Here is a 25,239-nt window from a genome sequence, read left to right as displayed (position 1 = left end):
TCCTCATTAGCTCTCTAGTTGTTGATATGCCCTGGGGCGTATAAAATTAAACGCGTTATCCGCTGACGATCTGGATCCATATTTGAATAGCAGTTCCTAGAATGATGACCGCCAAAATGCTTTGCAGCAGCTTGGTATTGACCTTCTGCCCGGCTTTGGCTCCGAGCGGCGCTGCGATCAGGCTGGCGACAATCATGGTCAGGGCCGGGCCGTACAGCACCTGGCCGGTCGCCACCTTGCCAACTGTAGCTCCGATGGAGGACATCAGGGTCACGGCGAGCGAAGTTGCGATCGTCATCCGGGTTGGAATTTTTAACACGACGAGCATGATAGGCACTAGAATAAACGCGCCGGCGGCCCCGACAATGCCTGACCCAATCCCGACCACAAAGGACAATCCAGCGGCGAGAGGCTTGGGGAACGTGATCCGTGTAAGGTCCTGGTCGTCCAGGCCTTTTTTCGGTACAAACATCATTACTACGGCGATGGTCGCCAGCAGGGCGTAGACCATGTTGACGCCAGCCTCGCTGAAGAAATTCGAGGCATAGGCACCGATGAAGCTGCCGATCAGAATACTTGCGCCCATGTACAGGATCAGCTGGCCGTTCAGGTAGCCGCCTTTACGGTAGGCCCAGACGCCGCCTATGGTGGCGAAAAAGACCTGCACGGCACTGATGCCGGACACTTCATGAGCGGAAAAGGCGGCGACACCGAGCAGCGGAGGAATGTATAATAGCATGGGGTACTTGATGATCGATCCGCCGATCCCGATCATGCCGGACACAAAGGAACCTACAAACCCCAACAGGAAAATGACGATGATAAATACAAGTGACAATGGAATAACCTCCCTAAAAGAGAAGTGAAACCGTGACTTCCCTGTGCTGTGATTTTGTTAGCCTTTTTGAATCCAGAATTTATAGATGCCATTATCCTCGGTGTGGTCGAGCAGTTCGTGGCCGCCGGCCTTGGTCCAGGCCGTTAAGTCGCTCTGCGCCCCTTTGTCGGTGGCGTGCAGTTCAAGCACCTCGCCGCTGTCCATGTCTTTAATGGCTTTTTTGGTTTTTAGAATTGGCTGTGGGCAAGCAAGCCCCTTCGCATCAATCGTTGTTTTTGGTTCCATCCATCATTTCTCCTTTAGATTAATTTTTTATGATTCATGCTGGTCAGAGTTCATTTATGTTCTGACCTTTAGGTAATCCGGCGAATGCCGCTTAAATAAACAGGTTCACGTTTCCGTCGGAGGCTTCGCCCAGATAGGCGGCCACGCCGGCATATTCAATGTCGTCGCGCAGTTCTTTTTCATCAAGACCGAGCAGATCCATGGTCATGGTACAGCCAATCAGCCGTACGTCCTGTTCCCGGGCCATATCGATCAGCTCCGGCAGCGGCATGGCGTTGTGCTTTTTCATGACTTTTTTGATCAGCTTCGGTCCGAGGCCGAGAAAATTCATGTTGGAAAGGCCCATGCGGTCGGCGCCGCGGGGCATCATTTTGCCGAACATTGCTTCAAGTTTTCCCTTGGCGATGCTTTGCTTCTCCGGTTTGCGCAGAGCATTCAATCCCCAGAAGGTATGGAAAATGGTGACTTCGTGGTCATACGCGGCTGCACCGTTGGCGATAATGTACGCTGCCATGGCTTTGTCGTAATCTCCGCTGAATAATACAATGGTGGTTTTTTTGGTTTCCGCCATCCAATCAACTCCTTTTATTGTTATACATTTACCAGTAAGGGTATATAGGTGATCAAAAAATTTTACCGGCTTTTCACGAGAGGGTTAACGGCTTCCTGAATAAATGTTTCGTCGTTTTCTCCGTTTTCGGTCTGTTCCCGAACGCATTGTTCGAGATTGGAACCAACAATGAGGCCCAAGTCGCGGTCTAAGACTGTACGGGCAGCGTTCATCTGGAACACCAGCTTCTTACAGTCCTGCTCCTCATCCATCATACGGAGAACACCGCGTTTTTGGCCTTCCAACCGTTTGACCCGGTGCTTCATTTGCTCCGTGTATTCCATCCAACCTTCCTTCATAAAATTATTACCCTACGGGGTATATGAATACTTTAAAACAAATCCATAAGAGTGTCAACTAATTTCCTAAAAAAATTTGGGACCCAGTATACGGGTACCTGTATGCTAAAATATAATAGCAGTATTTACAGGTTCAACAACAGAAGGGGATGAGTAGATGAATAAAACATATGCAGACAGCTATCGGCGCCGTCGTTCAGGAAAAATTAGCTGTCTTATGGTTTTTGCTGCAGGTATTTTATTATGGAAGTACTATCGGCAAACCTCTTCTTCACAGGATGCCTGGACCGCTGCCATTCTCCGTCACGTGGTGGATCCGGAACAGTCGCGTGAAGAACAAAAAGAGCAGATGAAAAAGGCATTCAGGCTCGCAGAGGCCGCCGGCACAACAAAACAGGAGATGGCTCAGGCCTACCAGCACATGGCCCCGGAAGCCTTCAGGTTCAAAAAACACCAATAACATTTATTCTGTTATTGGTTGACAGCTTTGCGAAAGCTTTTCTAGAAGCCAAGCTGTAATTTAAGAAAGAAATTCTTTTTCTAGTAATTGTAAATCAAAGGCTGAAGTAGTACGATAATCATGAAATGCTTACAATAAGTTACAATAGATAACTGGAAGAAGGATGAATACATATGAAACGAAAACTGCTGTTAGGAAAAGAGCTTCTACTGATCGGGCTGACGGTAATACTTGTCGTATCGGCGCTCATTTTTATACAGCGGGAGCCGGAGATGATCTCGCATTCATACTCTACAGATGAGGCTTCTCGTTCCTCTGCCAATGAAGAGAGTGATGGAACAGAGGAGACAGAAGCTGATGAACCAGAGGAAAAGGCAGAAGAAACGAAGCCTGAGCAGGTATATAAGCCTGTAGAACCAGAGAGTGACAGTATCCCGTTAAAGGATCAACTGGAGCAGGAAGAATTGGAATCGATGCCTGAATCTGAAGCAGGAACAGGAGAAAGTACAAGGATGGTTCCGTTTGGGGAAACACAAATTAAAGGCACGGAGGACCAAACGGATGGGCCGTTGAAGGAGCATCGGCTGGTTACGTATTACGGGCATCCCAATTCCACCAATATGGGAATCCTCGGAGAAATGGAGCCTGACGCTTTAATGGAAAAATTAAAGGAACAGACCCAGGCCTATTCCAACGCTGATCCATCTCATCCAGCTGTTCCAACCATTGAACTCATAGCCACCGCAGCTCAGCGAGATCCCGGTTCGGATGGAAACTACGTTCGCATGACTCCGCCGGAGCAGATAGATAAGTATGCCAAGCTTGCCAAAGAAAATGACGCTTTATTGATGCTCGATGTCCAATTGGGCAAGGATTCGGTGTTAAACCAGGTGAAATCCCTGGAAAAATGGCTGAAGCTTCCTTATGTTCAATTGGCCATCGACACGGAATTCCAAGTGGGTGAAGGAGAAACGCCGGGAGTCGAGCTTGGACAGGTTAACGGAGCGGATGTTCAAAAAGCCGTGGACTATCTTACGGAGATGGTGGAAGAGAACAATCTTCCTGACAAAATGGTGCTCGTTCACCAGTTCACCGATGCAGCGCTGACGAATAAGGAAGCCATTCAGCCAACTGATCACGTGGAAGTAGCTTTAAACTTCGACGGGTGGGGAGGCTCTGCTGTGAAAATGGCCAAATACAGAGACCTGGTGCGGAATGAACCTGTGCAATACGGTGGGTTTAAAGTGTTTTATGATAAAGATGAGCCGGTCATGAGCCCCGAAGAAGTCATCCAGCTGGACCCCGCTCCAGCCGTGGTGAACTACCAGTAACGGATCTTTGAGCTTGAAGCGCAGGATTTTCACAGGTTCGGCTGATTAAAACATTATTGCTGTTAAATTTGTCAGTTACAAACGTCCAACAATTATTTATTTTATTGGAGAGAAGTCAATCTTTATAAAGAATGGCTTCTCTATTTGTCTATATCTTCAAAGCTGCAATTTTTATGCTGATAATGTTGTTCTGTTTTGAGGGCCTCCTTCTGCCCTGATGCTCCGTAATAAACGTAAAATACGGTGACAAACTTCTTCTAGTGATTTTACTGGCAATTAAGAGGTGGGAGAGGAGATCAATGTGATGACGACGCTTCCATGTTTATGGCCTGTTTCCACGTACCTGTGAGCCGCAGCAACTTGATCCAGGGGATAACGTCTGTCGATGATGGAGTGAATATTCCCTGCCTCGATTAATTCCTTGAGGAACAGCAGATCTTCTTTACGCATCGATGCTAAGCCGCCTTTCAGCTTTTTGCTGCCAATCAGGGACGTCACTATCATCTGCGCAAACTGAGGAGCTCCTGCCACGGCTGTCACATAAATCCCTTTGGTGTTTAAAAGGTTTTTGCATGTCATAAAGGAGGTTTTGCCCACTGTGTCAAAAATAAGGTCGTACTTATGGTTGGACGCCGTAAAATCCTCCTGGGTGTAATCGATCACTTGATCCGCTCCCAACGATTTTACAAGCGCTACGTGATTGGTGCTGCAGACACCAGTAACGTCTGTACCGAAGACTTTAGCCAACTGGACGGCATAGGTGCCCAGCGCTCCTGAAGCGCCGTAAATAAGCACTTTTTGGCCTTCTTTAATACGCCCTTGATCCCGAAGAAAAAATAAAGAGGTAGTAGCACCGAAAGGCACAGAAGCCGCTTCATCAAATGTCATGTTACCGGGTTTAGCGACGATCGCTTCCTTTTCTTTCACGCATACATATTCGGCGTTGGCGCCCAGCTTCACGCGTGTGCCGCAAAAGACAGCATCCCCCTTTTGAAATGACGTTACATTTTTTCCGGTCGCTTCTACCACGCCAGAAAACTCCGAGCCTAATATCCCTATTTTGGGTTTTTTCAACCCGTAGAAGAGTCTGACAAGAAATGGATCCGCCTTCCGCACCCTGCAGTCTCCGGACGTTACTGTGGTCGCATATACTTTTACCAGTACTTCATCTTCCTTGGGAATGGGCTGTTCTACTTCTGTCAGCTCCATAACCTCCGGGGGACCGTACGCTTTATGCATGCTGGCTTTCATAGAGAAAACTCCCTTCTGAACACTTCTGCTGGTTATGGTTGTTTGCTTTCTATCATAAGAAAAACACCTCCACCTGTCGGTATGACTGCGAATACGACATGGGAGGTGCTTTCATCTGTCTCATTTATTGAGGTCACTTCACTTCAACTTCTGGAGGGGCTTTTTTTGCTACCTGTATCGCCCAAATAACGTTATAAACCATAATTACAATCTGAATAAATGAAATGGCCGAAAAGAGGAGCCAGAAGAGAAAGGAATACATAAATGTGCCGTTGGACACGTACACCCAAAAGCTGAGGCCCAGAAACATTAGTGCAGGAATCAAGTGGGACGTCAGGGCCCTTCCGGCATGGAATCGAGAATAATCGTTCCCTGCGATCAATACAATCAAGGGCACAAGAACGGGAGCAAAAAAAACACTAATATAGGAGATAATTGAAGAAATTTGGGAGCCAGTCATCGAAATCAACTCCTTTCGCTAAGCTAGAGGCAAGTTCTGTTCCTGCATGGCTTTATGAAAAAGTTGAACTTCATCATTAGCTTCATGTATCTCATCAAACGACACCTCATGAAAACATAGAGCGCGAGGCGATCATACGATTTTATACATGATTGTTGTGCTGCAGCTGATGGTATTGGCGAAACAAATGATAAACCCATTCTTCAAAGGGCATAACGGTGGGGTGGTCAGTGGGAAGAGGAGCGAGCATGGACGTGCTGTAAAAAAAGCGTATGATAGAAGGATCGGCTTGCAGCGAAGGGGCATCGACCGCAGCATAGGCGGCATGGTTAAGCATGACGGAAAAAGGGGCCGCAGTAAGCAGCGTGTGTGTTTGCCATTCGTGTGGGCGAAACATATACATGTAAAAGGGGAGAAGCAGAGCAACCGGCTGGTGAACCTGGGCAACATGGATATATCGCTCAATACTGAAAGGCTGAGTGTCTTCCGTGGCGTGAGTCATGGCGTCTTCCACGGCACGCTTCATGTTATAGGGCATCATCACTCTCCTTTCCTTTGTTGGAGCGCCTGCGGTCACCACGTGGAAGAGAAGGGACCTAAAAACACTGGGAAGAAGTGCTGGCAAACTATATGCCTCGAGAATATAAGAGGGTCTTCCTCCCTTATTAATTTCCAGTATACAGGGTTAAAAATGATTTTCATCCACCCAAAGAACGGGTAAGAGATCCCCCCTAAATGCTCAAACTAACTACCTCTTTTTTAAAATTAGAAGAACACTTATACCACTTGTCACATGCGTTAAAATAGGAAAAATGAGCTTGAAAGGGAGCGTGAGCCATTCGTTATCTAATGTTATCGTGTACCAACACTTTCCCCCCTAAGATCTAAAATCTCCATAGTAGTTTTCTTTTTCTTTTTTCTTCGACCATTGGACTTAGATTAATATCAAAAACTACTCGTTTGCCCAGGTGTTTTTCAATAAAAAATCCAGGTAAGTGATATCGGTGCAAGGTTTATTTCCGCAAAGAATTGAACGCCAGCCGGATGGCTTACGGAACTTCAATGGATTGGAGTCAAAATAACAATAAATCGCAAAAAAATAAGTGGGATAAACGAAGGTTTATCTGAGCCTGGATATAGATTCTCTTAAATCAAGTGCAGCACTTGGTATAAAAACACCAACTCCGTACCATATAGGAGGAAACGACCTTGGATTATGTACAGCTTTTCCCGGGTGGAAGACATTTTTTCATTCTATACGGGCAAAAACGGACCTGTGAAGATTGAACGAGTTCCCTATTATCATCCGGGAAGTCAGGAATTAGCAGAAGCTGTTGAGAATAAAGCAAAGGCAGCGAATATCATGCTTCTCGAAAATCACGGGGTCATCGTGTACGATAAAAATTTAAAGGAAGCACGAATGGCTTTACAAACGTTGGAATACACGGCAAAGATGCATGTAGCAGCGATGGGGAGCAGCGTTAATATGAAACAGGTCTCAAACCAAACTGAAAAAGATTTTCTTCAAAACTCCGGCTATAAGCCGAAAAGAAATTGGAATGAAACCGAGTAGCAGCTTAACCAAATACTATGAAAACACTCTACTTTATACTAGCTGCTGAAATAAACAGTGATAGCCAATTATTTCACACTGATTCTCCCAACGAATTCATAATTCATTAAGTTTCTGAAAAAGCCATCGCTCTAAAAACTAAGAAAAAAACTGCTTTTTCTGTTGATATCAATTGGGACCCATCACCGTCATAGTGATGGGTCCCTTTGTAGGAAAAGATTATAGTTTTCCCTCTTTGACAAACGTACGAATGGTATCCAGAGTCGTTTCCACTGCCGCCGTATAGTTCTTCTCCATGCGTTGTGCATAGGTCTGAGCGCTCACGTTTTCGTCTTTGGGCAATTCCAAAGCAAACGTAAAACGAATCGACAAGTGTCCATGCGCATCTTCTTCGATGTCGTTTTTAATGAGGCCATCGCTCTCCAAGGGTTCAAACACGACCATATGCTTTGGAAAAAAGGTAACTCGTTCCTGAGCCTTGGTGCCGTTGATTTCGATTTCGCGTCGTAAATACCGATCCCCACGTTCCAGCACACGACATTTGTCCATGACTTCCACAAATGGGGTGGCATCTTCCGCTTTCATGACCAATCCTTCCCAAATGTGGTCTCGAGTTAAAACAGTTTCCTGCTCTGGGGACGGATTGACCCATATACTTTTGGATACGGTGAACATCTGATTTCCTCCTTGTTTAGAACGATCTTTTCCATAAATTGTTCGAAATGTTCTAAGCATAAGGCCGATACACGGCTGAAGAAGCAGGCAGCCGGCCATGCCTATGTTCCCTGCAATCAAACCTGCTGCCCGTTTATTGGATGATTGGGCATGGGAATAAAAAAGAGGCTGCTATAACTAACAGGCGAAAAGCAACCATAGATCGCCGGGCCAGCACCCGTCCTAGATTTGCTTCCAAAACCAAGCATTCGCAGGACGAACTCTATAATTTGATAATTGAAAAAGAAAAAATTTTATTTTAAATTTATTTTTTCATTTACGCTTTGGTTGTATTTTTGTAACATCTCACCAAAAACCGCTTTTTCTTCTTCATTCCAATCATCAAGAATATCGGCTAATCGATTATATCTACGTATTTTGTTTTCCGCTAATTCTTTTAATCCAAGCTGTGTAGTTTTATAAAAGTAGGCTCTTTTGTCTTCTGGGTGTGGGACTTTTTCTATATACATTCTTTGTACTAACACACGTGCTTGACGGCTAACGGTTGAGATATCCAAATGCAGATCTTTGGCTAACTGTTTCACGCCGGAAGGGCCGTATGTTGACAAATGTCGCAATAAAATATAAGCAGAGCGATCGAGGGCATCGTGGCTTTTTTCCGTAAGAACAACGCGTCGAATGAAATCAGTTACTTGTTGTTCAATTAATTCGAGAGAGTCATCATTCATGCTTTTCACCCCTGTATATAAAAAATCTTTTTTGATGATATCATATTTCTTGCCATTGACACTTATTTCACTTAGTTGTATTATACAATAATTAAGTTGTATAATGAAACTATTTAATGAATTGGATGCCAAAAACACAGGAAACCTAGATTTACATCAGAAAGAAGGATTTTTCATCATGTGTGGAATAACTGGATGGGTGTCTTGGACACAAAACCTAAGTAAACAGCATTGTATTTTAGAAAATATGACAGAGGCTCTAACACATCGAGGTCCTGACCGTGACGGCATGTGGCTGACGAAGCATGCAGCTTTAGGACATCGCCGGTTGATCGTTATTGATCCCGACGGGGGAAAACAACCGATGATCTATCGTAATGGTTCTTATGAGATCGCTTTAAGTTATAACGGAGAGCTTTATAATTTTGCAGCACTAAAAAAAGAGCTGATGGATAATGGCCATCAGTTTATGAGTTCAAGTGATACTGAAGTACTCCTTCACGCTTATTTGGAATGGGGAGAAGCTTGTATAGAACGATTAAATGGTATCTTTGCTTTCGCTGTCTGGGATGAGCGTAATGAACAATTGATGCTTGGTAGAGACCACCTTGGTGTGAAGCCTCTTTATTTTGCCAATCGAGGGGAAGACATTATTTTCGGTTCTGAGTTAAAAGCTATGTTTGCCCATCCAGAGGTGGAGCCGGTAGTTGATCAACAAGGACTTTCAGAAATTTTTGGCCTTGGCCCGATCCGGACACCAGGCCAGGGAGTGTTTAAAGATATCGAAGAGGTGCGGGCGGGGCATTATGTTACATTTAAGAAAGACACACGAACGGAAGAATGCTACTGGATGCTGGATAGTCATCCACACCCAGATGATCTCGAGACGACGGTATCGACCATTCGGTCCTATTTAGAGGACACCGTCAAGCAACAGCTTGTGGCTGATCGGCCGGTCGTATCCATGCTTTCAGGAGGGCTTGATTCCAGTGGGTTAACCGCGATTGCCGGAAACGAATTTTCAGAAGCAGGAAAAACGCTGCACACATATTCCATTGATTTTGAAAACAATGAGAAGGATTTTGAAAAGGATTTTCTAAGAGGAGATTTAGATGAGCCCTGGGTGAAAAAAGTTTCCGAAGAGGTTGGAACGAATCATAAGTCTGTCGTCCTGGACGGGGATGAGCTTGTGGAGAATCTGCTGGTGCCGATGAGAGCACGGGATCTGCCTGGGGTAGGAGAAATTGAAACTTCTCTTTACTTACTTTTTAAAGAAATGAAAAAAGAGGCCACTGTCGCATTATCTGGAGAATCGGCAGATGAAGTGTTTTCAGGATACCCATGGTTTCATCAGGAAGAGTTTTTAGATGCGGATACCTTTCCATGGCTTATGAATATGAGTGGCATTAGCGACATTTTATCTGATGAATTGAAAGGGCGACTAGATCTTTCAAATTATCAAAAAGAACGTTACCAAGAGGCATTAGATGAAGTACCCGTTTTAGCGGGAGAGTCAGAGCTTCAAGCGAAGCAGCGCCGAATGTCTTATATGTTCATCACCCGTTTTCTTCCTTTTATGCTTGATCGTAAAGATCGTGCAAGTATGATGACAGGATTTGAGGTTCGTGTTCCTTTCTGTGACTATAGACTTGTACAGTACTTATGGAATGTGCCGATTGAGATGAAAAATGTAGACAACATTGAAAAGGGAGTATTGCGGCGAGCGTTTGAAGGCTATCTATCTGAAGACGTGCGTTATCGCAAAAAAAGTGCGTATCCAAGCACCAAGGATAAGGAATATTTAAAAAGAGTCCAGGAATGGATGCTGCAAATATTGAATGATCCAAATTCTCCGATTCTTCCTTATATCAATGTAGAAAAAACTCGTCTTATCGCTGAAGGAAAAGATGAAAACCTACAAGGTTCCAGTGCCAAAGGATTGCTGGACTACTTGATTCAAGTTAATGCCTGGCTTGTGGAATACAATATACGCGTTACCTTATAATATATGGAATTGAGAAATATAATAGAGAGAAGGGTGGTCTGAAATAGGACTGCCCTTTTTTATGCTTGTCCGATGGTGTTCGTGCCTGTCATTTTTTAGATAAAGATGCGATAACATCCGGCTTCTTCCGATACCTAGTGGGAACTGAAATCCTGGTGAAAGGTGGGGACGCGTGCGTAAACAATACATTACGTCATGGTGTGTCTCTTTGGAGGTTTTAGATGTATGACTGTCGTTACAAACCAAGGGTTATTGACTGGCGATAAGCCGATGACTTCTTAGGAACGTTACTCTTTTTTGAAAATAGTGCTTTTACAAATGTTTTTGTAATGAATATCTTTGCTAAAATTTGAACATATTATAGTTATCTTTATAGTGCGAAATAATGGAATCGCGAAAATTTTTACTGAAGAGGGTAAGGTTTTGTGTCTTATCCAGGATAAACCGATTGGATATGTCGCAGAGTCATCAGCAATTTTTATATAATTCAGCCCCATGGTTCTACAAATTGAAATAGGCAGTATAGCGACTCTATATGATACAATAAATGGAAATTTAACCCTTTATAAGGAGGTTTGCTATAGATGGTGACCGAGGTGGCCTCGATTCGCGAATATCGAGAGCGATTTCCAATCACTTGGGGGATCGCCGTTCTATTATTAGGAATCATGGTATTGGATGTGGCGGGGAAAATCATTACTGGAGCTGAAAGCTGGAATCCTTGGATTGGCGTTGGCCAGGAGGTTTCTTTATCTGATGACCCCTATCGAATCGTAACCTACGCATTTTTTCATTTTAATTGGCTCCATCTGGCTGCAAATGTAATGGCCATTCTTGTCATGGGGGCATGGATGGAAAGCTGTCTCCCACGTCGCTGGTATCTCGGATTATTCCTGGGCGGTATTGTGGGAGCCGGTCTTGCAGTATGAATCTGGCAGACCGGAACTGCTGTGGGATCTTCTGGTTTTGGCTTTGCTTTATTAGGGGTAGGTACGATGTTCTTTCTTTGGGACCGGACCATGATAGAGCCTCCGGTACAGTCATTCATGATAGGGCTTTGTATCGTTGGATGGCCCTTAACGTTTTTGACTCCGTTTGCTTCTACTGCCGGACATGTGGGCGGTTTTTTAGCAGGATTTTTGGTAGGCGGTCTTTATATCATAATTCAGCCAGACAAGAAGAGTGCTGACAGGACGTCTTAGCCTCGTAAAGCTAAAAATTATTAGATTTGTCCCAAACATAATGTAAATTAAGTAGCGGGGATATTAAACATGTCTATGCGACTGAGCATTAGAAGAAACTAACAGCACCGCGTTTTTAGAAAGCAGTAATCATGGAGGCTCTTGAATGATTAAACCAGAGAAATTAGAACATGGAGATACCATAGGTGTTATTTCTACATCGTTGCCGGCAGCTGCTACATGCCCGAGAAGGTTTCAGCGTGGCATCGATGAACTAAAGAAGCTCGGATTCAATGTCAAGCAGGGAAAGCATTGTCAAAAAAACACAGGGCATCTGGCCGGAACGGTGGAAGAGCGATTACAGGATTTTCACGAATTCATTGCAGATAGGGAAGTCAAAGCGGTTATCAATACTGTCGGCGGATATAACTCCAACCAATTATTAGAACAATTAGATTATGAATTAATTCGTAAGCATCCGAAAATTATCATGGGGTATAGCGATTTTACGGCGATGTTATTAGCCATTCATCATGAAACTGGATTGGTAACCTATGCAGGTCCGTCGCTCCTTCCTCAATTTGGTGAATACGGAGGAATGATGGACTATACGCTGCATGCTTTTCAAAGTATCTTAATGCACACAGATACGCCCAAAGTTCTTTCGTCCAGCAATTATTGGACGAGTGAATTTTTAGCATGGGATCAAGACGACCATCGGGAACGAACATTGATCGAAAATAATGGCCCGTTCATGTTAAAAAAAGGACAAGCGGAAGGAAAAATTCTATCCGGGCATCTGGGAACCATACTTTCGTTGGCTGGGACGGCGTTCTTTCCAGATTTCACTGAAAAAATTGTATTTATCGAAGACGACCATGATCATCCGGGCACTTTTGATCGCTACCTATATCATTTGAGGCATCTAGGCACCTTCGATAAGATTAATGGCATGGTGATCGGCCGGTTTCATGCGGACGCTGCTTTATCGTACCCGGCTCAATTGCAGTCGGTAGTGGAACGGGCAACGAAAGGATATCATTTTCCTATTGCTTCTAATGTGGATTTCGGGCACACCGATCCCATGATGACGATCCCTAATGGAGTACATGCGAGAATTCGTATGACAGGTAATGACGTTCAACTTGTTTTGGAGGAACAGGCAGTAGAAAAATAGCATTTGCCCTTTAGAATGCGCAAATTAATTCCTATGACACCTATTACTGGCCAGGGGGCGTTACAACGTTTCATTGAAACAGAGGAAGATTCCTATCATTAACCTGTTTAATAATGGAAGTAGCGAAGGGTCATTTGCAGCCACTGTTTGGAATCAAGAAAGGGGAGAGTTCGATGAAATTGGGTATCATCGCCGACATTCACGGCAATGCTCCGGCGTTACAAGCGGTCCTTCATGAGCTTGACGGCAAGCAAGATGTGGATCACATTTACTGTCTGGGTGACATGATTGCCATTGGGCCAGACACGAATCAAGTGCTGCAGATGTTGTTCACCCGGAAGGATGTGTCATTGGTTAGTGGCAACCACGACGAAGCGGTCCTTGCCCTGGCGAACAACGACCCATATCCCGCCAGTCACGCTCATGCGAAACGTCACCATCAGTGGGTAGCTGATCATATTCACCCCGAGTTCATTTCCCAGCTTCAACAAGTACCGCGTCACATTTGTCAAACCATTCACGGCCATACATGCTTATTTACGCATTACCATATAGAGAAACAAAAGGTTGATGCCCCGATCCATGAAGATCCCTTCAGCAGCATTGTACCCGCTACGCTGGAAAAGATGCAGGCTCTTTTTCAGGATTGCCGGGCAGATGTGATTGGTTTTGGACACCATCATCCGGTACATGATTTCCGGGATCGCGATACGGTTTACATTAATCCAGGGTCGCTGGGCTGCCAGCCCTCGTCGTTCGCTCCGTTTGCGATCCTCACCATCGAGCAGGAGCATCTATCCATCGACCGGCAAGAGGCGGTCTATGACAAAGCGTCTTGGATGGCTTCCTACGAGACCTACCAGGTGCCGGGACGTGATTTTCTTCTTTCGGCCTTTCACGGACAAGAGAAAGCTGTTTTAAGGAGGGGGATATGATGACATCCTGTGTGTTTTGTGATTGGAGCCTGGAACCCCGGCAGCATGTCGTCATTGAACATGATACGTGGGCTTTTCTGCAGCTGGAGGAAGCCGATCGCAAAGGAGCGGTGTTAGAGGGAGCCGGGGTGCTTATTCCCAAAGCTCACCGGGAAACGGTATTTGATCTTACGCCCGAAGAGTGGCACGCGATGCACGCATTGCTTCAGGATGTTTATCAGTATATGAATGATCATTATGAACCCTCGGGATACACCATTGGATGGAACAGCGGCGAGATTGGGGGCCAACATATCCGTCATGCACATATGCATGTGCTTCCACGCTATCAGGATGAACGACTGGCTGGTCAGGGCATACGATATATGTTTAAGGAAGGGCGCAATGCACGAGCATTGGAAAACCATATTCGGTCACTTTCCTACAGGGAAGATTCTTAAGGAGGTCAGCACCATGAACCAGGAGGTCCATATCGAGGCTTATGATGCTGCCTGGGCCGACCAATACGCTGCGGAAGCCATGAATATTTGCTCCGCTCTCGGGAATGCTGAGCTTTTGCTTGAACATATTGGTAGTACTGCTGTTCCGGGCTTGTCGGCGAAGCCCGTGGTGGATATGATGCTTGGGGTCGAGAAGCTGTGCCAGATCGACGAGTGGAAAGGGCAGTTAGGGGCCATAGGCTACGAAGAGATCCATCACCCCGATATGCCCGAACGGCGATTTTTTCGAAAGGGGCCAAGAGGGGCCGGCACGCATCATCTTCACATCTATGTGTACCAGAGCGAGGCATGGAACCATCAGTGGCTGTTTCGAGAGGAGCTGCGCAGGTCCCTAGCCAAGCGAAAGGATTATGAACGGTTAAAACAGACGCTGGCTCGTTTGTATTCGCATGACCGAAAACGTTATACGGCAGCAAAAGCGCCTTTCATTCAGCGAACTATCAAGCAGGCCCAACGCTGTCGATTACCATAGAAACGTCCAATATGGACGAAGAAACAAGCATTTCGGATTCGGAAGAACCGGAAATGCTTGTTTTTTTAATGCTACTAGATAATTATGATTATGTTAAGAATGGATAGGGAGTAAAAATATCAGCCGGAATGGAGGAGGAAATTCAGCGCATGAATCGCCATGACGCCCTGGTGTATGTGTTTCCCCTATGGTGGTGGAACATGCCAGCCATGTTGAAATTGTATATTGACCGGGTCTGGAATTATGGGTATGCGTATGGACCGTCCCGGCTTTCACATCAAAAGGTGTTATGGTTAACGATTGCCGGAGCTCCTCGGGAGCGATTTGAAAAACGATACTATGATCGCATGATGGAGCATTATTTCAACGTTGGTCTGGCGAATTACGTCGGCATCTGCGAGTCCCAATTTCATCTATTAGTGCAGGGGATTGATCCTTCTGCGGAGCATGTGGACCATCTCCTGCAGGAAGCATACGACCAGGGACGAAATTTTGATTCATGATTTCAATCATATAGACAAATGGTCGAAAAAATTTTCTTGTTGAAAGCCTTTCCTGTGCGTAAAAAAGAGAATCAACTTGTTTTCCCGCTGCCATCCGATTGCGGATAGATCCTTTAATAAAGGTTTTATCTCTGAGGTGCACTGTACATTAATATACGCTAAAAATATTAAAAGCACCGTTCTCCTTAAGAAAAGAGAACGGTGCTGCATTTACTTTTATTTGAAAGGACCTTCCAGAACTACTTTGCCAATTGTACTTCCCTGTTGAATCTGATTGTAAGCTTCCTTCAACGTTTCCACTGAAATAGGGTGAAGGGTTTTCGTTACTGTGGACTGGATTTTCCCAGCCTCCACCCAATCGGCCAGCTCGTTCAACAGGCTATGCTGCTGCACCATATCCGCAGTCTGGAAAAGAGAACGGGTGAACATCAATTCAAAAACGAAAGTGACACTTTTGCTGAACAGCGCTGTGTCCAGCGGTTTCTCAGTCGGCAGAATAGAACAAATTTTTCCCTGTGGCAAAATAACGTTTGCCATTTCTGCCATATGGTCATCGACATTATTTAAACAGAAGATGTAGTCAACACCATGGAGGCCAAGATTCTCCAGTTGGGGGCCAAACGGCTCGTGATGATTGATGGTTTGATCTGCACCATGGTCTTTAACCCACTCTACCGTTTCAGAACGGGAGGCAGTGCCAATGACTGTTAGTCCGGCCAGTTTGGCAATTTGTACAGCAATAGAGCCTACCCCGCCTGCGGCTCCGATAATGAGAATGCTCTTCCCGGCATTTTCTGCAGCGTCTTTTGAAAGGCCCAGACGGTCAAAAAATGCTTCATACGCAGTAATGCTGGTCAGAGGCAGGGCAGCAGCCTGAGGGAAATCAAGATTTTTTGGCTTTCTTCCCACGAGTCGCTCATCCACCAGATGAAAGTCGCTTTGGCCGCCCGGGCGATCGGTTGCCCCGGCATAAAATACCTCGTCCCCTTCTTTAAATAGCGAACTGTCTTCGCCAGTCGCTACAACAACTCCTGCAACATCACGGCCAACCACTGTAAATGAATCATCATCCTCCCGCTTTCCGTCACGTGTCCGAATATCAGTTGGGTTACCGGAAATCGCTTTTACTTCTATTAGTAGATCGTGTCCTGCTGGTGTCGGCTTCTCCTGCTCTATCTGTTCAAAGTCAGGTGCTCCTTCTTTAGCGCCTGGCTTATAAAATCCAAAGGTTTTCATTGTTTCCGGCTTCATTTCAAATCGCCTCTCCTTTAATGCATGTATTAGTGAGAAAACACTATTTTTATACTACACATTGGAGTTAGATCTTACAAAATATTGGATTTTGAAAGCTGTAATCTCTATCTACCGCTTTATGTAAATCAAGTGTGAATTGATGAAGGGGCAAAGGGAGGCAGCGAGAGTAAAAAAACGTTTAGGTTTCGGATGTAACTAGGAATCAAGGAAAGAACAATGAAAGAGTGCAAGCCTTCAAGTACTGTTACATCAATACTCATTGATTCACCCTTTATTTTTGATATAAACCTTTATATTAAGAAAATTATGGTTTGGTGCGAAGGTTTCTCCAAACCATTTTTAAAAAGTGGATGATGCTTTTACATTAGGCAGAGAGAAGCTGTTGGATTATCAACAAATGAGAAATCCTCTGGTGCGAAGGAGGAAGCGTAAATATCTGAACAGCACATGAAATGAAGACTTGCTGGAAATAGGGTTCCGGTTTACGAAGATTCTGAAGGTGAAATAACATTTCTGCTGTTGGTCCATATCTCCAAGTATGGAATTTTCTCTATCCGATTATCTGACAACAAGCTTGTATATAATAATCAGAATATTAAGATAGGTGTTGAAATGCCTCTACGACTTTTTATTCACGGGGGAATATTAAAGGGGGAAAGCATTCATGAACAGGCCGACAGGCATGAGAAAAACGTCAATGCAAACAAGTAAACTGGCACTGGCAGCAGTTATTGGGACAACGATTAGTTTCACTCCGGTCACTCATGTCTCTGCGGAAGAAGAATTTTCATTTGAAGAAATAACGACAGCTGAACTGACAGAAGGATACCAAAATGGAGAGTTTACCGCAGAAGAAGTGGTACAGGCGTATATGGATCGTATTCAAACCTATGAAGAGACCTACAACGCATTTACTTTTCTAAATGAAAATGCATTGGAAGAAGCAAGGGCCATCGATCAAAAACGGGAAGCGGGGGAAGAGGTTGGAGAACTGGCGGGTATCCCTATTGTGATTAAAGAAGCAGTGGATGTTGAAGGTTTTCCTACAACGTTTGGCTGGGCGCCTTTGAGTAAGGAAGCCGGGGGGATCGAATTACAGCCAACAGCAGACGCACCCATTGTCGAAGACCTGAAGGATAGCGGCGCTATTATTATGGGTAAAACGAATATTCCGGCGTTCAGCGCTTCGGGAACCAATGCTTCCAGCAGCTGGGCAGGCGACACATATAATGTGGTCGATCCAAACCTGGCCCCAGGCGGCAGTAGCAGCGGCACAGCGGCCTCGGTGTCAGGAAATTTTGCTGTTCTTGGCATAGCGGAAGAGACAGGAGGCTCAATTCAAAATCCAGCAGCGGCGCAATCGTTGGTGGGGATCAAACCAACCTTTGGATTAGTTCCTACTACTGGCGTGACGCCTTTAGCCGGTAGTACTCGTGATGTCCTGGGGCCACATGCACGATCCGTGGAGGATGCCGCGGTAATGCTGGATGTGATCGCGGGATATGAAGCAGAAGATCCGAAAACGTCTGCCTCCGTAGGAAAAATGCCAGAGGAAGGATACGGAGCTGACCTGGATGATACCTCGTTAGAAGGCAAACGCATTGGTTTATATGGCCAATCCTGGCGTGGGGAGGCATTGAGTGACGAAACGAAAGAGCTGTATGATCAGGCGGTGGAAGAGTTAGAATCGCAGGGGGCAGAAGTCGTGGAAGACCCATTTGCTGATACCGGATTTGCTGATTTTACCGAAGAAGCCGGAAACGTTGGTTATGATGCTTTTGTGTATGACGTAAACAACTATCTGCAAAACCTGGACCCTGAGGATCCTACGATGAACATTAATGATGTATTTGAAGAAGCGGGCGAAGTACCTTGGACAGAGGATGGGGAACTTGGTTTTCTCATTGAACGAGGGGTCGATATTGACAGCACCCTCGAGGAACCTAATACGCCTCCAGATCAAGAGGAATTCGAAGAAGTAAAGGCAGAATACCTAGAAAAAATTACGGAAGTCATGGAAAATCAGAATCTGGATGGGTTTGTCTACCCGCAGATGTCTGAGGAGATTCCGCCATTAGATGATCAAGAAGCGAACATCGAAGCAACGACGGTTCCGGAAATCAATATTTCTGGTCTTCCTCTTGTAACAGTACCTGCTGGTTATTACGATAGTGGTTCTCCGTTCGCGCTCTCGTTCTTTGGCGAACAATGGACGGAAGAATCGCTGATTAACATGGCGTATGATTACGAGCAGGCTACCAATCACCGGGAAACGCCAGAATTAATGGTAGCGGAGAACGGGGCAGAAGGAGGAGAATTGCCAGAAACGGCTTCTCATGCTCCTGCGTATATCATGGGGGGATTGCTTCTTAGTGGTATGGGAGCACTATGTTTACTTCCGCGTTATCGGAGAAAATCTTCGATGACCAATGAATAAGGGATTAATAAAAAGCTAGCCAAGGGGCTAGTTTTTTATTAATTATCAAAAAGAAGATAATCGATTCGAAAGCTGCCATGAGGCGGTTCGAAAGCGTGTGAAACGGATAAAACAGCTGCTAGCTGTGGAGGAATGTGGTGGATAGCGATGAAGCTCTTTTCATAAGCGAACAGAACTTTCGGCTGCTCAATGATTTGACGCCTGCGAAATGCACCAGCTAGTTTTGATCCAGCAGTATCATCCGCAGAAGATGGAGGCTTTTGTGCGCTGTAATCATCCGAATTAAAGTGTAAACCTCGCGTTATTTTTCCGGGTCGTCGATTATGGGATATATTTCCATTATAAAGGAAGAGAATGGGTACAGTAGATTTCCCACGAAGGAAGAAGCACTTTCGCTTCGGGAAGAAAACGTACAGGTACACCGGCAGCCACAAAAGGGGCTAACGCATGAAAAAATTGATTGGTATCGGTATAGAGGACGATCCAAGTTCCTTCCCGGTATAGGGACAGACTTCGCCCCGTCCCCACCACAATCTCGTGGCCATAAATGGCGTAGCCATAAGTGACAGGTGTCATCATCATCACCTTCTTTCCCCACGAAACAAACATGGGCGATGCAAAACATTTGGTCTTTTCTCTCAGTTTCCCCATCCCGCATTTTCTGCTGTTTTTACTGGGATAACGACAGGGTGACCAGCGACAGCCACTGCGCCCGGTAGTGCTCGTAGTCGTATTTGTACGGGTGAGGGCAGTAGGCATGCCACGGCTTCACTTTCCCGGTAAAATGAACGACCGCCGGGGCACAAATGGCTTCGATGATAGGCTGTCCGTCGGGGGTCGCCGGCAGTGTCTCGGTGAACATGGCGGTCGTGGTGTTCCATTTGGGATGCAGTGAATATCGCTGGTCCCCAAGTACCATATGGAGGGCCCGGGGAACGGCAGAAGGGGTGATGGGTTTATCTTTTTTCATGGAGGAAAAAATGGCTTCCGACAGGTGCTGGTCGCGCCATTTCTGTGCATTCACCATCAGCAGGCCGGGGTCGAATGGCTGAGCTGGGCCGGAAATAGGCAGCCTCGACGCATGGAGACGGTTGCCGAAATCATCCGTGGCCGCTACGGTAACCTCGTCCCAGAGGGCGGTAATATCTGTCTTGATCACCGTATCCGCATCGATAGAGAGAAAGCGGGCGGCCGACGGATCGACAATATAAGGAAGAAATAAGCTATAGTACCAGTTGAGAGAGGAAAAAGAAGCATGTTGAATGACAGACCCTGAAATAGAAGCCGTAGGTACGTGATCCGCATGGATCATATGAAGGTCCGAGTGGAAAGAGGCGGCGATTTGTCGCATATAGCCCTTGTAATGCTCGGATAGTCCTTTGTCGATAATATAAAAGGCGATATCGGCAGGCTTAGCGGTGTGGTGAAGAAGTGGCGTCATCATCACACTTACCCCTTCGGCATAATGATTATCAGCCACGGACGTGATGATATACTGTTGGTTATAGTTCATCGTGTTCCTTTCCTGAAAATAGAATTTTCACAATATTTTCGCAGCCAGCGGCGGAGCATCATAAGACAGTGGAGTGACTTCGACGGCGACGCCCTTCGCCATGCCTTGTCGAAAGTAAATGTCGTTCCCCGGTTCAAAGCAGATCTCGGAATGATGCTCCAGAAAAAGTTCTTCCTGGACTTCCAGCGCACTTCCGATGTACCATAACTCATTTGGTTCCCAGGCTTCTGTCGCAAGGTACAAAAACCGAATGATGGAGGAGGGGTCAAGGTAAAAAGGATATTTTCCATCATGGCTTGGTGAGATGTCCATCCTAAATGCCCTCCCGCCGTTATTTGCTGGTTTTAATCAACCAGTCTTTCGGGTGATGGCTCCGGACATTCACGCGATGTTCCAAAAAAATCGTTTGTTGGTGAATCTGAGAATACTGCCGAAACAGATGATAGGTCCAGTCTTCAATGGATCTGGAGGTCTGATGGTTATCAGGGATGGGAACAATGGAAACCACGCCATAAAAGAAACGTTTAATCGGTGGGTCAGCGTGAAGGGCAGGCGCATCCAGGGCAATATAAGTGGCGTAGTTTAAGGTAGAAGGGAGAGGATCAGTAGTGAAAAGCGTGTATTCCTGCCACTCGCGAGGATGAAAACAGTACATATAAAAGGGAAGAACGGTCGCCACCTGGTTGTTTTGATGAGCAGCGGCTGTGAGCGCTTCTGCGCCCATCGGTATTTGTCCCTCGGTGGCCTGGAACATTTTTTCAAATACGGCATGTTTCATTTCGTATTTCATCATTTGTCTCCTAACTTCAGATGAGTATGAATCTGAATGAAACGTTGCGGAATAATTGAGGCCATGACTAAAAATTTCATAAAACATTAGTATAAGACTAAGTCTAATATCATCTTTAATTGGTATTATACGCTTGAAATAGGGAATATCAACCATATAAAGGTCTTTTAGTCATATTTATAACTATATGTTCATTCTAAATAGAGGAGTATCGACAACAACACTTTTCCGGGAACAAGTATTTTTGGGGGAGATGAGCGATGATGAAGGAATTCAACAGGAGCATCAAGGTGTATAAATGTTGAACCAATTAATGATCGTGTAAAATTATTTCTATGAGTTTGAAAAAATAGGTGAAAGCTTAAAGCAAAAAAAATTTCATGGACCATATATATCTATAAATAAGACTTTATTTCAAACGGATGATCACTGTGGGGATACTTTTTGCGTGGTTGAAAAATATAAATTATTAAAAGAAAGTCAACTTGGACGAAAATAGGTTGCATCATTTTCAATCCTTAACCAAAAGAGAACGTAAAAAAACAGCAGGCGCCTGCTGTTTTTTTACTTCTACTATATTCGGTCGAAGGGCATCAGCGTTTCGATAACAAAGCCATCGTTTTCAAACAATACATGACTTTGATTGGTAGATGGCTGATCTTTTCTCTCTCTAAGAACATTTGGCTAAAAATAGTAATAATACGAGGAAGCGTCCTCCTTAGGGGCCAATGCTTCCTTTCTAGTACGGAACTGCCATAAGCAGCGTGGCCTCTCCATTAGGAGGATGATTGCTGTTGCTGCTCTGGTTTCGTCTGTTCATGGCGAACGCGCTGGCGGTAGCCATAGGTGGCTTTCAACACCGTTTCTTCCTTTTCCAGACCTGCTCCAAGGGCTCCTCCAAGGGTGGCGACGGTACAGGCAAGCCAGGAGATCTTGAGGTACGTCATCACTCCGACGGTGCCCTGCAAATTCAGCGTCAATTGGGAAGCAGGAATAAATAACAATGAAACCACGATAAACAGGATAAATAATACCAGGTAATAATGAATAACGGCAATGCCGATCGTTGCCGTCGTGGCTTTGTTATAAGAACGGGCCAAAAAGGTCGATGAGGCCTGGGATTCTTTTTCCCATAAGCCATGGGCTGCGATAAACCATACCGTCATGGTGAGCATCGCCGTGATCATGACGATCAGAAAACGCCAGAATCCATACGTATCACTAAGGGTCCAAAAGCTTGGGAAAATAAGGCTATAGGCTCCGGTAGCAAAAGCTAAAGCAATGACGCTCTTGAAGGCCGGAAAAATCGTCCAGGGCCGGTTCGCCAGCACCATTCCTGAAAGCAGCCGGGTCCGTCCCCTCATGTTCAAATTGGCATAGAAACGGACATGCTGGCTTTCTTCGTTATTCTTATACACGGTTCGTTGAATCGGGAAAAAGCGTTCATACAAACGATTGCCCATCAGCTCCCTCGAGCCCCTGCCGCGTACCTGGTAGGAATGGTCGTTTTCGTGTTCTTCCAGCTCTTCCTGGTTTTCTTCAATTCGTTCATTCTGCCGTTCCCGTTCTTCTTCGGAGCTTCCATGGTGCATTTCATTAACTAACTGCATCATGGCCTCCCGGACGCGTTTTTTCATCGGCATGGCTCCGAGCGAAGGCAGGGAAATCAGACCGATGTCCCGGTCGGAACTGGCGTCAGCGATTACCAGCCTTTTCCCATCGACAATAGGCAGGTCCGTGAAGCAGAGAGCATAATTCCATGTATGATGATCCCGGTGCTTTTGAGCTTCTTGAATCACCGATTCGGCTTGTTCGGTCACGCCGGCAAAGGGTTCTAGAACAACTTCCACGTCCCATTGTCTTCGGTCATCCACGTAGTTATGAAGTAAATCCGGGAGTTCCTCCGCCATTTGATCACAAATTTCCTTGGGAAGGTCCGGTGCAGCGATCAGTCCAAGGGTGTAGCGGTCCGAAGATGGTTTATTTTTTTTCGACGTCATTCGTATCCTCCTTTCTTTTGGGTATGAGCAGCCAAGGGCCACCCACCGTACGGAAGCATAGCTATCGGGAACAAGCTATCTTCTCCATCGGTTCATCGGTGATGGAGGGAGAGGAGTCAGGGTCCATGCCTGACGCTCACCACGAAAAATGCTCCTATGATGTCCATTTTCCCCCGGTTTTGTGGGTGAAAAGAAGCTGAATCACTTCAAAATACGCCCCATTATTCCATGTTTTCTGCAGTATTGCAAATATAGAATCAAGGAGAGGGAGGAATAGCAAGCTTCTAACGTTTGTTGTTTCGCCAGCTGTTGATGAAATCGGATCTTTTTGATGATTCCATCATGATGGCAATCACTAATGCTGGGTTTAAAAATATGAAAATGATTAGCGTGACAAAAGGTAAGGCTTTTTGAAAGGTTTTATCGATTTTTACCTCCACCATACTTCTCGTTTCAATACGTTACTAGGGAAGATTCTAATTCTTATGAAATATAATTTATAAAAGAACGAATTCTGATAATCGCGATTATGTTAAATGGACACTATGTGCTCAGGATATTCAAGATACGTTGATACATCTCGGAAAACATTGTGCTTTCTCCCCAACTATTCGAACAAATAATAACAGAGGTCCTGGATGCGGCATCAACGTACATATAACTGCTGTAGCCGGGGCCGGTGCCCGTGTGTTCAACGATAGGGGCGGCAGCCGTTTGATCCACAATCCATCCATAGGCATAAGCGTAAGAGGATCCATACATGTTGGTTGCAGGGGTAAAGAGTCGTTGAGTTAACGATGCCGGCAATAAAGAATTGTTATGAAGCGCTTGGAGCCACAACCGCAAATCGCGCACCGAACTGGTTATTCCTCCGGCGGCAAACAGCAGCGAATTATGAAAGGAGAACACGGGAGTGGGAACTGGGACGATGGCGTCGTACCCCTTGCTTGATGTCGGATTCGAAGGTCCGGGACAGTACTGCGATTGCGTCATACCTAAGGGAGCAAAGATATGCTTTTGGAGAAAATCGCTATAGCTGTGCCCGGAAACGACTTCTACAACATGGCCTAACAGAACGTAATTGGAATTGCTGTAGGCATAGGCAGAGCCGGGGAAAAATACTAAGGGCTTGTCCTGAAAGCAGGCGATAAGGTCCTGGGGCGAAAACAGTTGATCTTTGCTGGTGCTTGGTTGATAGGCGCCGGACTTGATATTGTACCGACTGAACAGCAAGTCATTCAGATAATTAGGAATACCGGAGGACATGCTTAACAACTGATGCAGGGTGATACGATCGCCGTTCGGATAATCGGGGAGGTAATGGGCCACCGGATCATGGACATGCAGCCGCCCTTGAGTCTGGAGGAGAAGAATCGCCGCAGCCGTGAACGACTTGGTGAGCGACCCAATCCGATAGGTCGTCGAAGATGTGTGAAGCGTTTGTTCCGTCTCATCAGCAAATCCGTACCCTCGTTGGAATAAAATGCGATGCTTATGCTGCACCGAAACATAGCCGCTAAAATGACGGAAGGCTTTCAATTGGCGATGCAATTGGTTCTTCTTTCTTCGGTATGTAAGCATATGATCCCCTCCTTTTGCTGTAGCAACATTTCCATTTTTTCTCAATAATAAGAAAAAATCAAGCGATCTTCTGATAAACTGGGGGATAGAAGAACTTGTCGCTTATATAGGAAAAAAGAATAAACAAGGAAAGGATAAGGTGACACTTGAGCGAACAGAGAGCTAAACAATACCTCATAGATACTTATCATGCTTCCAGATTGGAACAACTGACTGGAGGCTATACCAATCAGACGTATTTGCTGCACGGCACTGCTCCATTATTGGTGGCAAAAATCGCTTCTCCCTTCCATACCGATATGACTGTAGAAGCCCGAAGTTTAAGGCTTCTGGAAGATACTGCACTAACACCAGCCCTTTATGAATAGGTGCAACAAGAAA

General features: G+C 45.5%; 27 protein-coding genes and 1 pseudogene. 12 read left to right on the top strand and 16 right to left on the bottom strand.

The window, feature by feature from the left end; all coding sequences use genetic code 11:
• Positions 1-55: 55 nt before the first annotated feature.
• The 4 genes from SIC45_RS09065 to SIC45_RS09050 form a co-directional block, all read right to left on the bottom strand.
• Positions 56-844: a sulfite exporter TauE/SafE family protein gene (locus SIC45_RS09065; protein WP_319632952.1), complete on the bottom strand. Its 789-nt coding sequence runs from the start codon at positions 842-844 to the stop codon at positions 56-58.
• Positions 845-895: 51 nt separating this feature from the next.
• On the bottom strand, positions 896-1,123 hold the full coding sequence (locus SIC45_RS09060) for a sulfurtransferase TusA family protein (RefSeq protein WP_319631915.1): 228 nt from the start codon (positions 1,121-1,123) through the stop codon (positions 896-898).
• 91 nt (positions 1,124-1,214) lie between these two features.
• Entirely contained in the window at positions 1,215-1,694 is a 480-nt protein-coding gene (locus tag SIC45_RS09055; protein WP_298788992.1) for a DsrE/DsrF/DrsH-like family protein, read from the bottom strand.
• A gap of 62 nt (positions 1,695-1,756) precedes the next feature.
• Complete coding sequence (locus SIC45_RS09050; protein WP_319632951.1) at positions 1,757-2,017, bottom strand: metal-sensitive transcriptional regulator; 261 nt, start codon at positions 2,015-2,017, stop codon at positions 1,757-1,759.
• A gap of 172 nt (positions 2,018-2,189) precedes the next feature.
• On the opposite strand from SIC45_RS09050, the gene SIC45_RS09045 reads away from it, so the two are divergent.
• Together SIC45_RS09045 and SIC45_RS09040 are read left to right on the top strand one after the other, a co-directional pair.
• Entirely contained in the window at positions 2,190-2,492 is a 303-nt protein-coding gene (locus SIC45_RS09045) for a hypothetical protein (RefSeq protein ID WP_319631914.1), read from the top strand.
• Positions 2,493-2,665: 173 nt separating this feature from the next.
• The gene (locus SIC45_RS09040; protein WP_319631913.1) at positions 2,666-3,823 is read left to right on the top strand and encodes a hypothetical protein; all 1,158 of its coding nucleotides are present in this window, start codon (positions 2,666-2,668) and stop codon (positions 3,821-3,823) included.
• A gap of 276 nt (positions 3,824-4,099) precedes the next feature.
• Here the strand turns inward: SIC45_RS09040 and SIC45_RS09035 are convergent, their stop codons facing one another.
• The 3 genes from SIC45_RS09035 to SIC45_RS09025 form a co-directional block, all read right to left on the bottom strand.
• Positions 4,100-5,074: an NAD(P)-dependent alcohol dehydrogenase gene (locus SIC45_RS09035; RefSeq protein ID WP_319631912.1), complete on the bottom strand. Its 975-nt coding sequence runs from the start codon at positions 5,072-5,074 to the stop codon at positions 4,100-4,102.
• A gap of 133 nt (positions 5,075-5,207) precedes the next feature.
• Positions 5,208-5,534, bottom strand: a complete 327-nt coding sequence (locus SIC45_RS09030; RefSeq protein ID WP_319631911.1) for a hypothetical protein — start codon at positions 5,532-5,534, stop codon at positions 5,208-5,210.
• A gap of 142 nt (positions 5,535-5,676) precedes the next feature.
• A complete protein-coding gene (locus SIC45_RS09025) occupies positions 5,677-6,072 on the bottom strand; it encodes a hypothetical protein (protein ID WP_319631910.1) in 396 nt (131 codons plus the stop codon).
• Between the two features lie 738 nt (positions 6,073-6,810).
• Between SIC45_RS09025 and SIC45_RS09020 the strand changes: the two genes are divergently transcribed.
• Complete coding sequence (locus SIC45_RS09020; protein ID WP_319631909.1) at positions 6,811-7,107, top strand: class II aldolase/adducin family protein; 297 nt, start codon at positions 6,811-6,813, stop codon at positions 7,105-7,107.
• Between the two features lie 219 nt (positions 7,108-7,326).
• Here the strand turns inward: SIC45_RS09020 and SIC45_RS09015 are convergent, their stop codons facing one another.
• Positions 7,327-7,782 carry an SRPBCC family protein gene (locus SIC45_RS09015; RefSeq protein WP_319631908.1) on the bottom strand — a complete coding sequence of 152 codons (456 nt, stop codon included), beginning with the start codon at positions 7,780-7,782 and terminating at the stop codon, positions 7,327-7,329.
• A 293-nt stretch (positions 7,783-8,075) separates the two neighbouring features.
• The gene (locus SIC45_RS09010; protein ID WP_319631907.1) at positions 8,076-8,510 is read right to left on the bottom strand and encodes a MarR family winged helix-turn-helix transcriptional regulator; all 435 of its coding nucleotides are present in this window, start codon (positions 8,508-8,510) and stop codon (positions 8,076-8,078) included.
• A gap of 178 nt (positions 8,511-8,688) precedes the next feature.
• On the opposite strand from SIC45_RS09010, the gene asnB reads away from it, so the two are divergent.
• The 7 genes and pseudogenes from asnB to SIC45_RS08975 all read left to right on the top strand — a co-directional run bounded on the left by asnB (position 8,689) and on the right by SIC45_RS08975 (position 15,283).
• Positions 8,689-10,515, top strand: coding sequence for an asparagine synthase (glutamine-hydrolyzing) (asnB, locus tag SIC45_RS09005; RefSeq protein ID WP_319632950.1), 1,827 nt, complete (start codon positions 8,689-8,691; stop codon positions 10,513-10,515).
• A 584-nt stretch (positions 10,516-11,099) separates the two neighbouring features.
• Positions 11,100-11,717, top strand: a pseudogene (locus SIC45_RS09000) (rhomboid family intramembrane serine protease).
• 145 nt (positions 11,718-11,862) lie between these two features.
• Positions 11,863-12,873: an LD-carboxypeptidase gene (locus tag SIC45_RS08995; RefSeq protein WP_319631906.1), complete on the top strand. Its 1,011-nt coding sequence runs from the start codon at positions 11,863-11,865 to the stop codon at positions 12,871-12,873.
• 173 nt (positions 12,874-13,046) lie between these two features.
• Positions 13,047-13,808: a metallophosphoesterase family protein gene (locus SIC45_RS08990; RefSeq protein WP_319631905.1), complete on the top strand. Its 762-nt coding sequence runs from the start codon at positions 13,047-13,049 to the stop codon at positions 13,806-13,808.
• Positions 13,805-14,248: an HIT family protein gene (locus tag SIC45_RS08985; RefSeq protein ID WP_413645602.1), complete on the top strand. Its 444-nt coding sequence runs from the start codon at positions 13,805-13,807 to the stop codon at positions 14,246-14,248. Before SIC45_RS08990 ends, SIC45_RS08985 begins: the two co-directional genes overlap by 4 nt.
• A 13-nt stretch (positions 14,249-14,261) precedes the next feature.
• A complete protein-coding gene (locus SIC45_RS08980) occupies positions 14,262-14,780 on the top strand; it encodes a GrpB family protein (protein ID WP_319631904.1) in 519 nt (172 codons plus the stop codon).
• 149 nt (positions 14,781-14,929) lie between these two features.
• Complete coding sequence (locus SIC45_RS08975) at positions 14,930-15,283, top strand: NAD(P)H-dependent oxidoreductase (RefSeq protein ID WP_413645600.1); 354 nt, start codon at positions 14,930-14,932, stop codon at positions 15,281-15,283.
• A 216-nt stretch (positions 15,284-15,499) separates the two neighbouring features.
• On the opposite strand, the gene SIC45_RS08970 is transcribed toward SIC45_RS08975, so the two are convergent.
• The gene (locus SIC45_RS08970; protein WP_319631902.1) at positions 15,500-16,534 is read right to left on the bottom strand and encodes a zinc-binding alcohol dehydrogenase family protein; all 1,035 of its coding nucleotides are present in this window, start codon (positions 16,532-16,534) and stop codon (positions 15,500-15,502) included.
• A gap of 667 nt (positions 16,535-17,201) precedes the next feature.
• On the opposite strand from SIC45_RS08970, the gene SIC45_RS08965 reads away from it, so the two are divergent.
• Positions 17,202-18,974, top strand: coding sequence for an amidase (locus tag SIC45_RS08965; RefSeq protein ID WP_319631901.1), 1,773 nt, complete (start codon positions 17,202-17,204; stop codon positions 18,972-18,974).
• 339 nt (positions 18,975-19,313) lie between these two features.
• On the opposite strand, the gene SIC45_RS08960 is transcribed toward SIC45_RS08965, so the two are convergent.
• The 6 genes from SIC45_RS08960 to SIC45_RS08935 all read right to left on the bottom strand — a co-directional run bounded on the left by SIC45_RS08960 (position 19,314) and on the right by SIC45_RS08935 (position 24,858).
• Positions 19,314-19,625, bottom strand: a complete 312-nt coding sequence (locus tag SIC45_RS08960; RefSeq protein ID WP_319631900.1) for a hypothetical protein — start codon at positions 19,623-19,625, stop codon at positions 19,314-19,316.
• A gap of 19 nt (positions 19,626-19,644) precedes the next feature.
• Entirely contained in the window at positions 19,645-20,487 is an 843-nt protein-coding gene (locus tag SIC45_RS08955) for a glycosyltransferase family 8 protein (RefSeq protein WP_319631899.1), read from the bottom strand.
• Positions 20,488-20,514: 27 nt separating this feature from the next.
• Positions 20,515-20,799 (bottom strand): hypothetical protein, encoded by a 285-nt coding sequence (locus SIC45_RS08950; protein WP_319631898.1) that lies wholly within the window; start codon positions 20,797-20,799, stop codon positions 20,515-20,517.
• 19 nt (positions 20,800-20,818) lie between these two features.
• A complete protein-coding gene (locus tag SIC45_RS08945; RefSeq protein ID WP_319631897.1) occupies positions 20,819-21,277 on the bottom strand; it encodes a hypothetical protein in 459 nt (152 codons plus the stop codon).
• A 776-nt stretch (positions 21,278-22,053) separates the two neighbouring features.
• Entirely contained in the window at positions 22,054-23,277 is a 1,224-nt protein-coding gene (locus SIC45_RS08940; RefSeq protein WP_319631896.1) for a hypothetical protein, read from the bottom strand.
• Between the two features lie 543 nt (positions 23,278-23,820).
• Entirely contained in the window at positions 23,821-24,858 is a 1,038-nt protein-coding gene (locus tag SIC45_RS08935) for a serine hydrolase domain-containing protein (protein ID WP_319631895.1), read from the bottom strand.
• A 146-nt stretch (positions 24,859-25,004) separates the two neighbouring features.
• Between SIC45_RS08935 and SIC45_RS08930 the strand changes: the two genes are divergently transcribed.
• Positions 25,005-25,226, top strand: coding sequence for a hypothetical protein (locus SIC45_RS08930; protein ID WP_319631894.1), 222 nt, complete (start codon positions 25,005-25,007; stop codon positions 25,224-25,226).
• The last annotated feature ends 13 nt before the right edge of the window (positions 25,227-25,239 follow it).

The sequence above is a fragment of the Marinococcus sp. PL1-022 genome (assembly GCF_033845285.1).
In the GTDB taxonomy this organism is placed as follows: Bacteria; Bacillota; Bacilli; order Bacillales; family Marinococcaceae; genus Marinococcus.
Note: the sequence above shows the minus strand (reverse complement) of the source record. Positions and strands in the feature narration are given on the sequence as shown.

Bases quoted from the DNA above. Each gene is read 5' to 3' on its own strand.
- SIC45_RS09060 (WP_319631915.1), bottom strand. From the start codon at position 1,123: ATGGAACCAAAAACAACGATTGATGCGAAGGGGCTTGCTTGCCCACAG.
- SIC45_RS09055 (WP_298788992.1), bottom strand. From the start codon at position 1,694: ATGGCGGAAACCAAAAAAACCACCATTGTATTATTCAGCGGAGATTAC.
- SIC45_RS09050 (WP_319632951.1), bottom strand. From the start codon at position 2,017: ATGGAATACACGGAGCAAATGAAGCACCGGGTCAAACGGTTGGAAGGC.
- SIC45_RS09045 (WP_319631914.1), top strand. From the start codon at position 2,190: ATGAATAAAACATATGCAGACAGCTATCGGCGCCGTCGTTCAGGAAAA.
- SIC45_RS09040 (WP_319631913.1), top strand. From the start codon at position 2,666: ATGAAACGAAAACTGCTGTTAGGAAAAGAGCTTCTACTGATCGGGCTG.
- SIC45_RS09035 (WP_319631912.1), bottom strand. From the start codon at position 5,074: ATGAAAGCCAGCATGCATAAAGCGTACGGTCCCCCGGAGGTTATGGAG.
- SIC45_RS09030 (WP_319631911.1), bottom strand. From the start codon at position 5,534: ATGACTGGCTCCCAAATTTCTTCAATTATCTCCTATATTAGTGTTTTT.
- SIC45_RS09025 (WP_319631910.1), bottom strand. From the start codon at position 6,072: ATGCCCTATAACATGAAGCGTGCCGTGGAAGACGCCATGACTCACGCC.
- SIC45_RS09015 (WP_319631908.1), bottom strand. From the start codon at position 7,782: ATGTTCACCGTATCCAAAAGTATATGGGTCAATCCGTCCCCAGAGCAG.
- SIC45_RS09010 (WP_319631907.1), bottom strand. From the start codon at position 8,510: ATGAATGATGACTCTCTCGAATTAATTGAACAACAAGTAACTGATTTC.
- asnB (WP_319632950.1), top strand. From the start codon at position 8,689: ATGTGTGGAATAACTGGATGGGTGTCTTGGACACAAAACCTAAGTAAA.
- SIC45_RS08995 (WP_319631906.1), top strand. From the start codon at position 11,863: ATGATTAAACCAGAGAAATTAGAACATGGAGATACCATAGGTGTTATT.
- SIC45_RS08990 (WP_319631905.1), top strand. From the start codon at position 13,047: ATGAAATTGGGTATCATCGCCGACATTCACGGCAATGCTCCGGCGTTA.
- SIC45_RS08985 (WP_413645602.1), top strand. From the start codon at position 13,805: ATGATGACATCCTGTGTGTTTTGTGATTGGAGCCTGGAACCCCGGCAG.
- SIC45_RS08980 (WP_319631904.1), top strand. From the start codon at position 14,262: ATGAACCAGGAGGTCCATATCGAGGCTTATGATGCTGCCTGGGCCGAC.
- SIC45_RS08975 (WP_413645600.1), top strand. From the start codon at position 14,930: ATGAATCGCCATGACGCCCTGGTGTATGTGTTTCCCCTATGGTGGTGG.
- SIC45_RS08970 (WP_319631902.1), bottom strand. From the start codon at position 16,534: ATGAAGCCGGAAACAATGAAAACCTTTGGATTTTATAAGCCAGGCGCT.
- SIC45_RS08965 (WP_319631901.1), top strand. From the start codon at position 17,202: ATGAACAGGCCGACAGGCATGAGAAAAACGTCAATGCAAACAAGTAAA.
- SIC45_RS08960 (WP_319631900.1), bottom strand. From the start codon at position 19,625: ATGGGGAAACTGAGAGAAAAGACCAAATGTTTTGCATCGCCCATGTTT.
- SIC45_RS08955 (WP_319631899.1), bottom strand. From the start codon at position 20,487: ATGAACTATAACCAACAGTATATCATCACGTCCGTGGCTGATAATCAT.
- SIC45_RS08950 (WP_319631898.1), bottom strand. From the start codon at position 20,799: ATGGACATCTCACCAAGCCATGATGGAAAATATCCTTTTTACCTTGAC.
- SIC45_RS08945 (WP_319631897.1), bottom strand. From the start codon at position 21,277: ATGAAATACGAAATGAAACATGCCGTATTTGAAAAAATGTTCCAGGCC.
- SIC45_RS08940 (WP_319631896.1), bottom strand. From the start codon at position 23,277: ATGACGTCGAAAAAAAATAAACCATCTTCGGACCGCTACACCCTTGGA.
- SIC45_RS08935 (WP_319631895.1), bottom strand. From the start codon at position 24,858: ATGCTTACATACCGAAGAAAGAAGAACCAATTGCATCGCCAATTGAAA.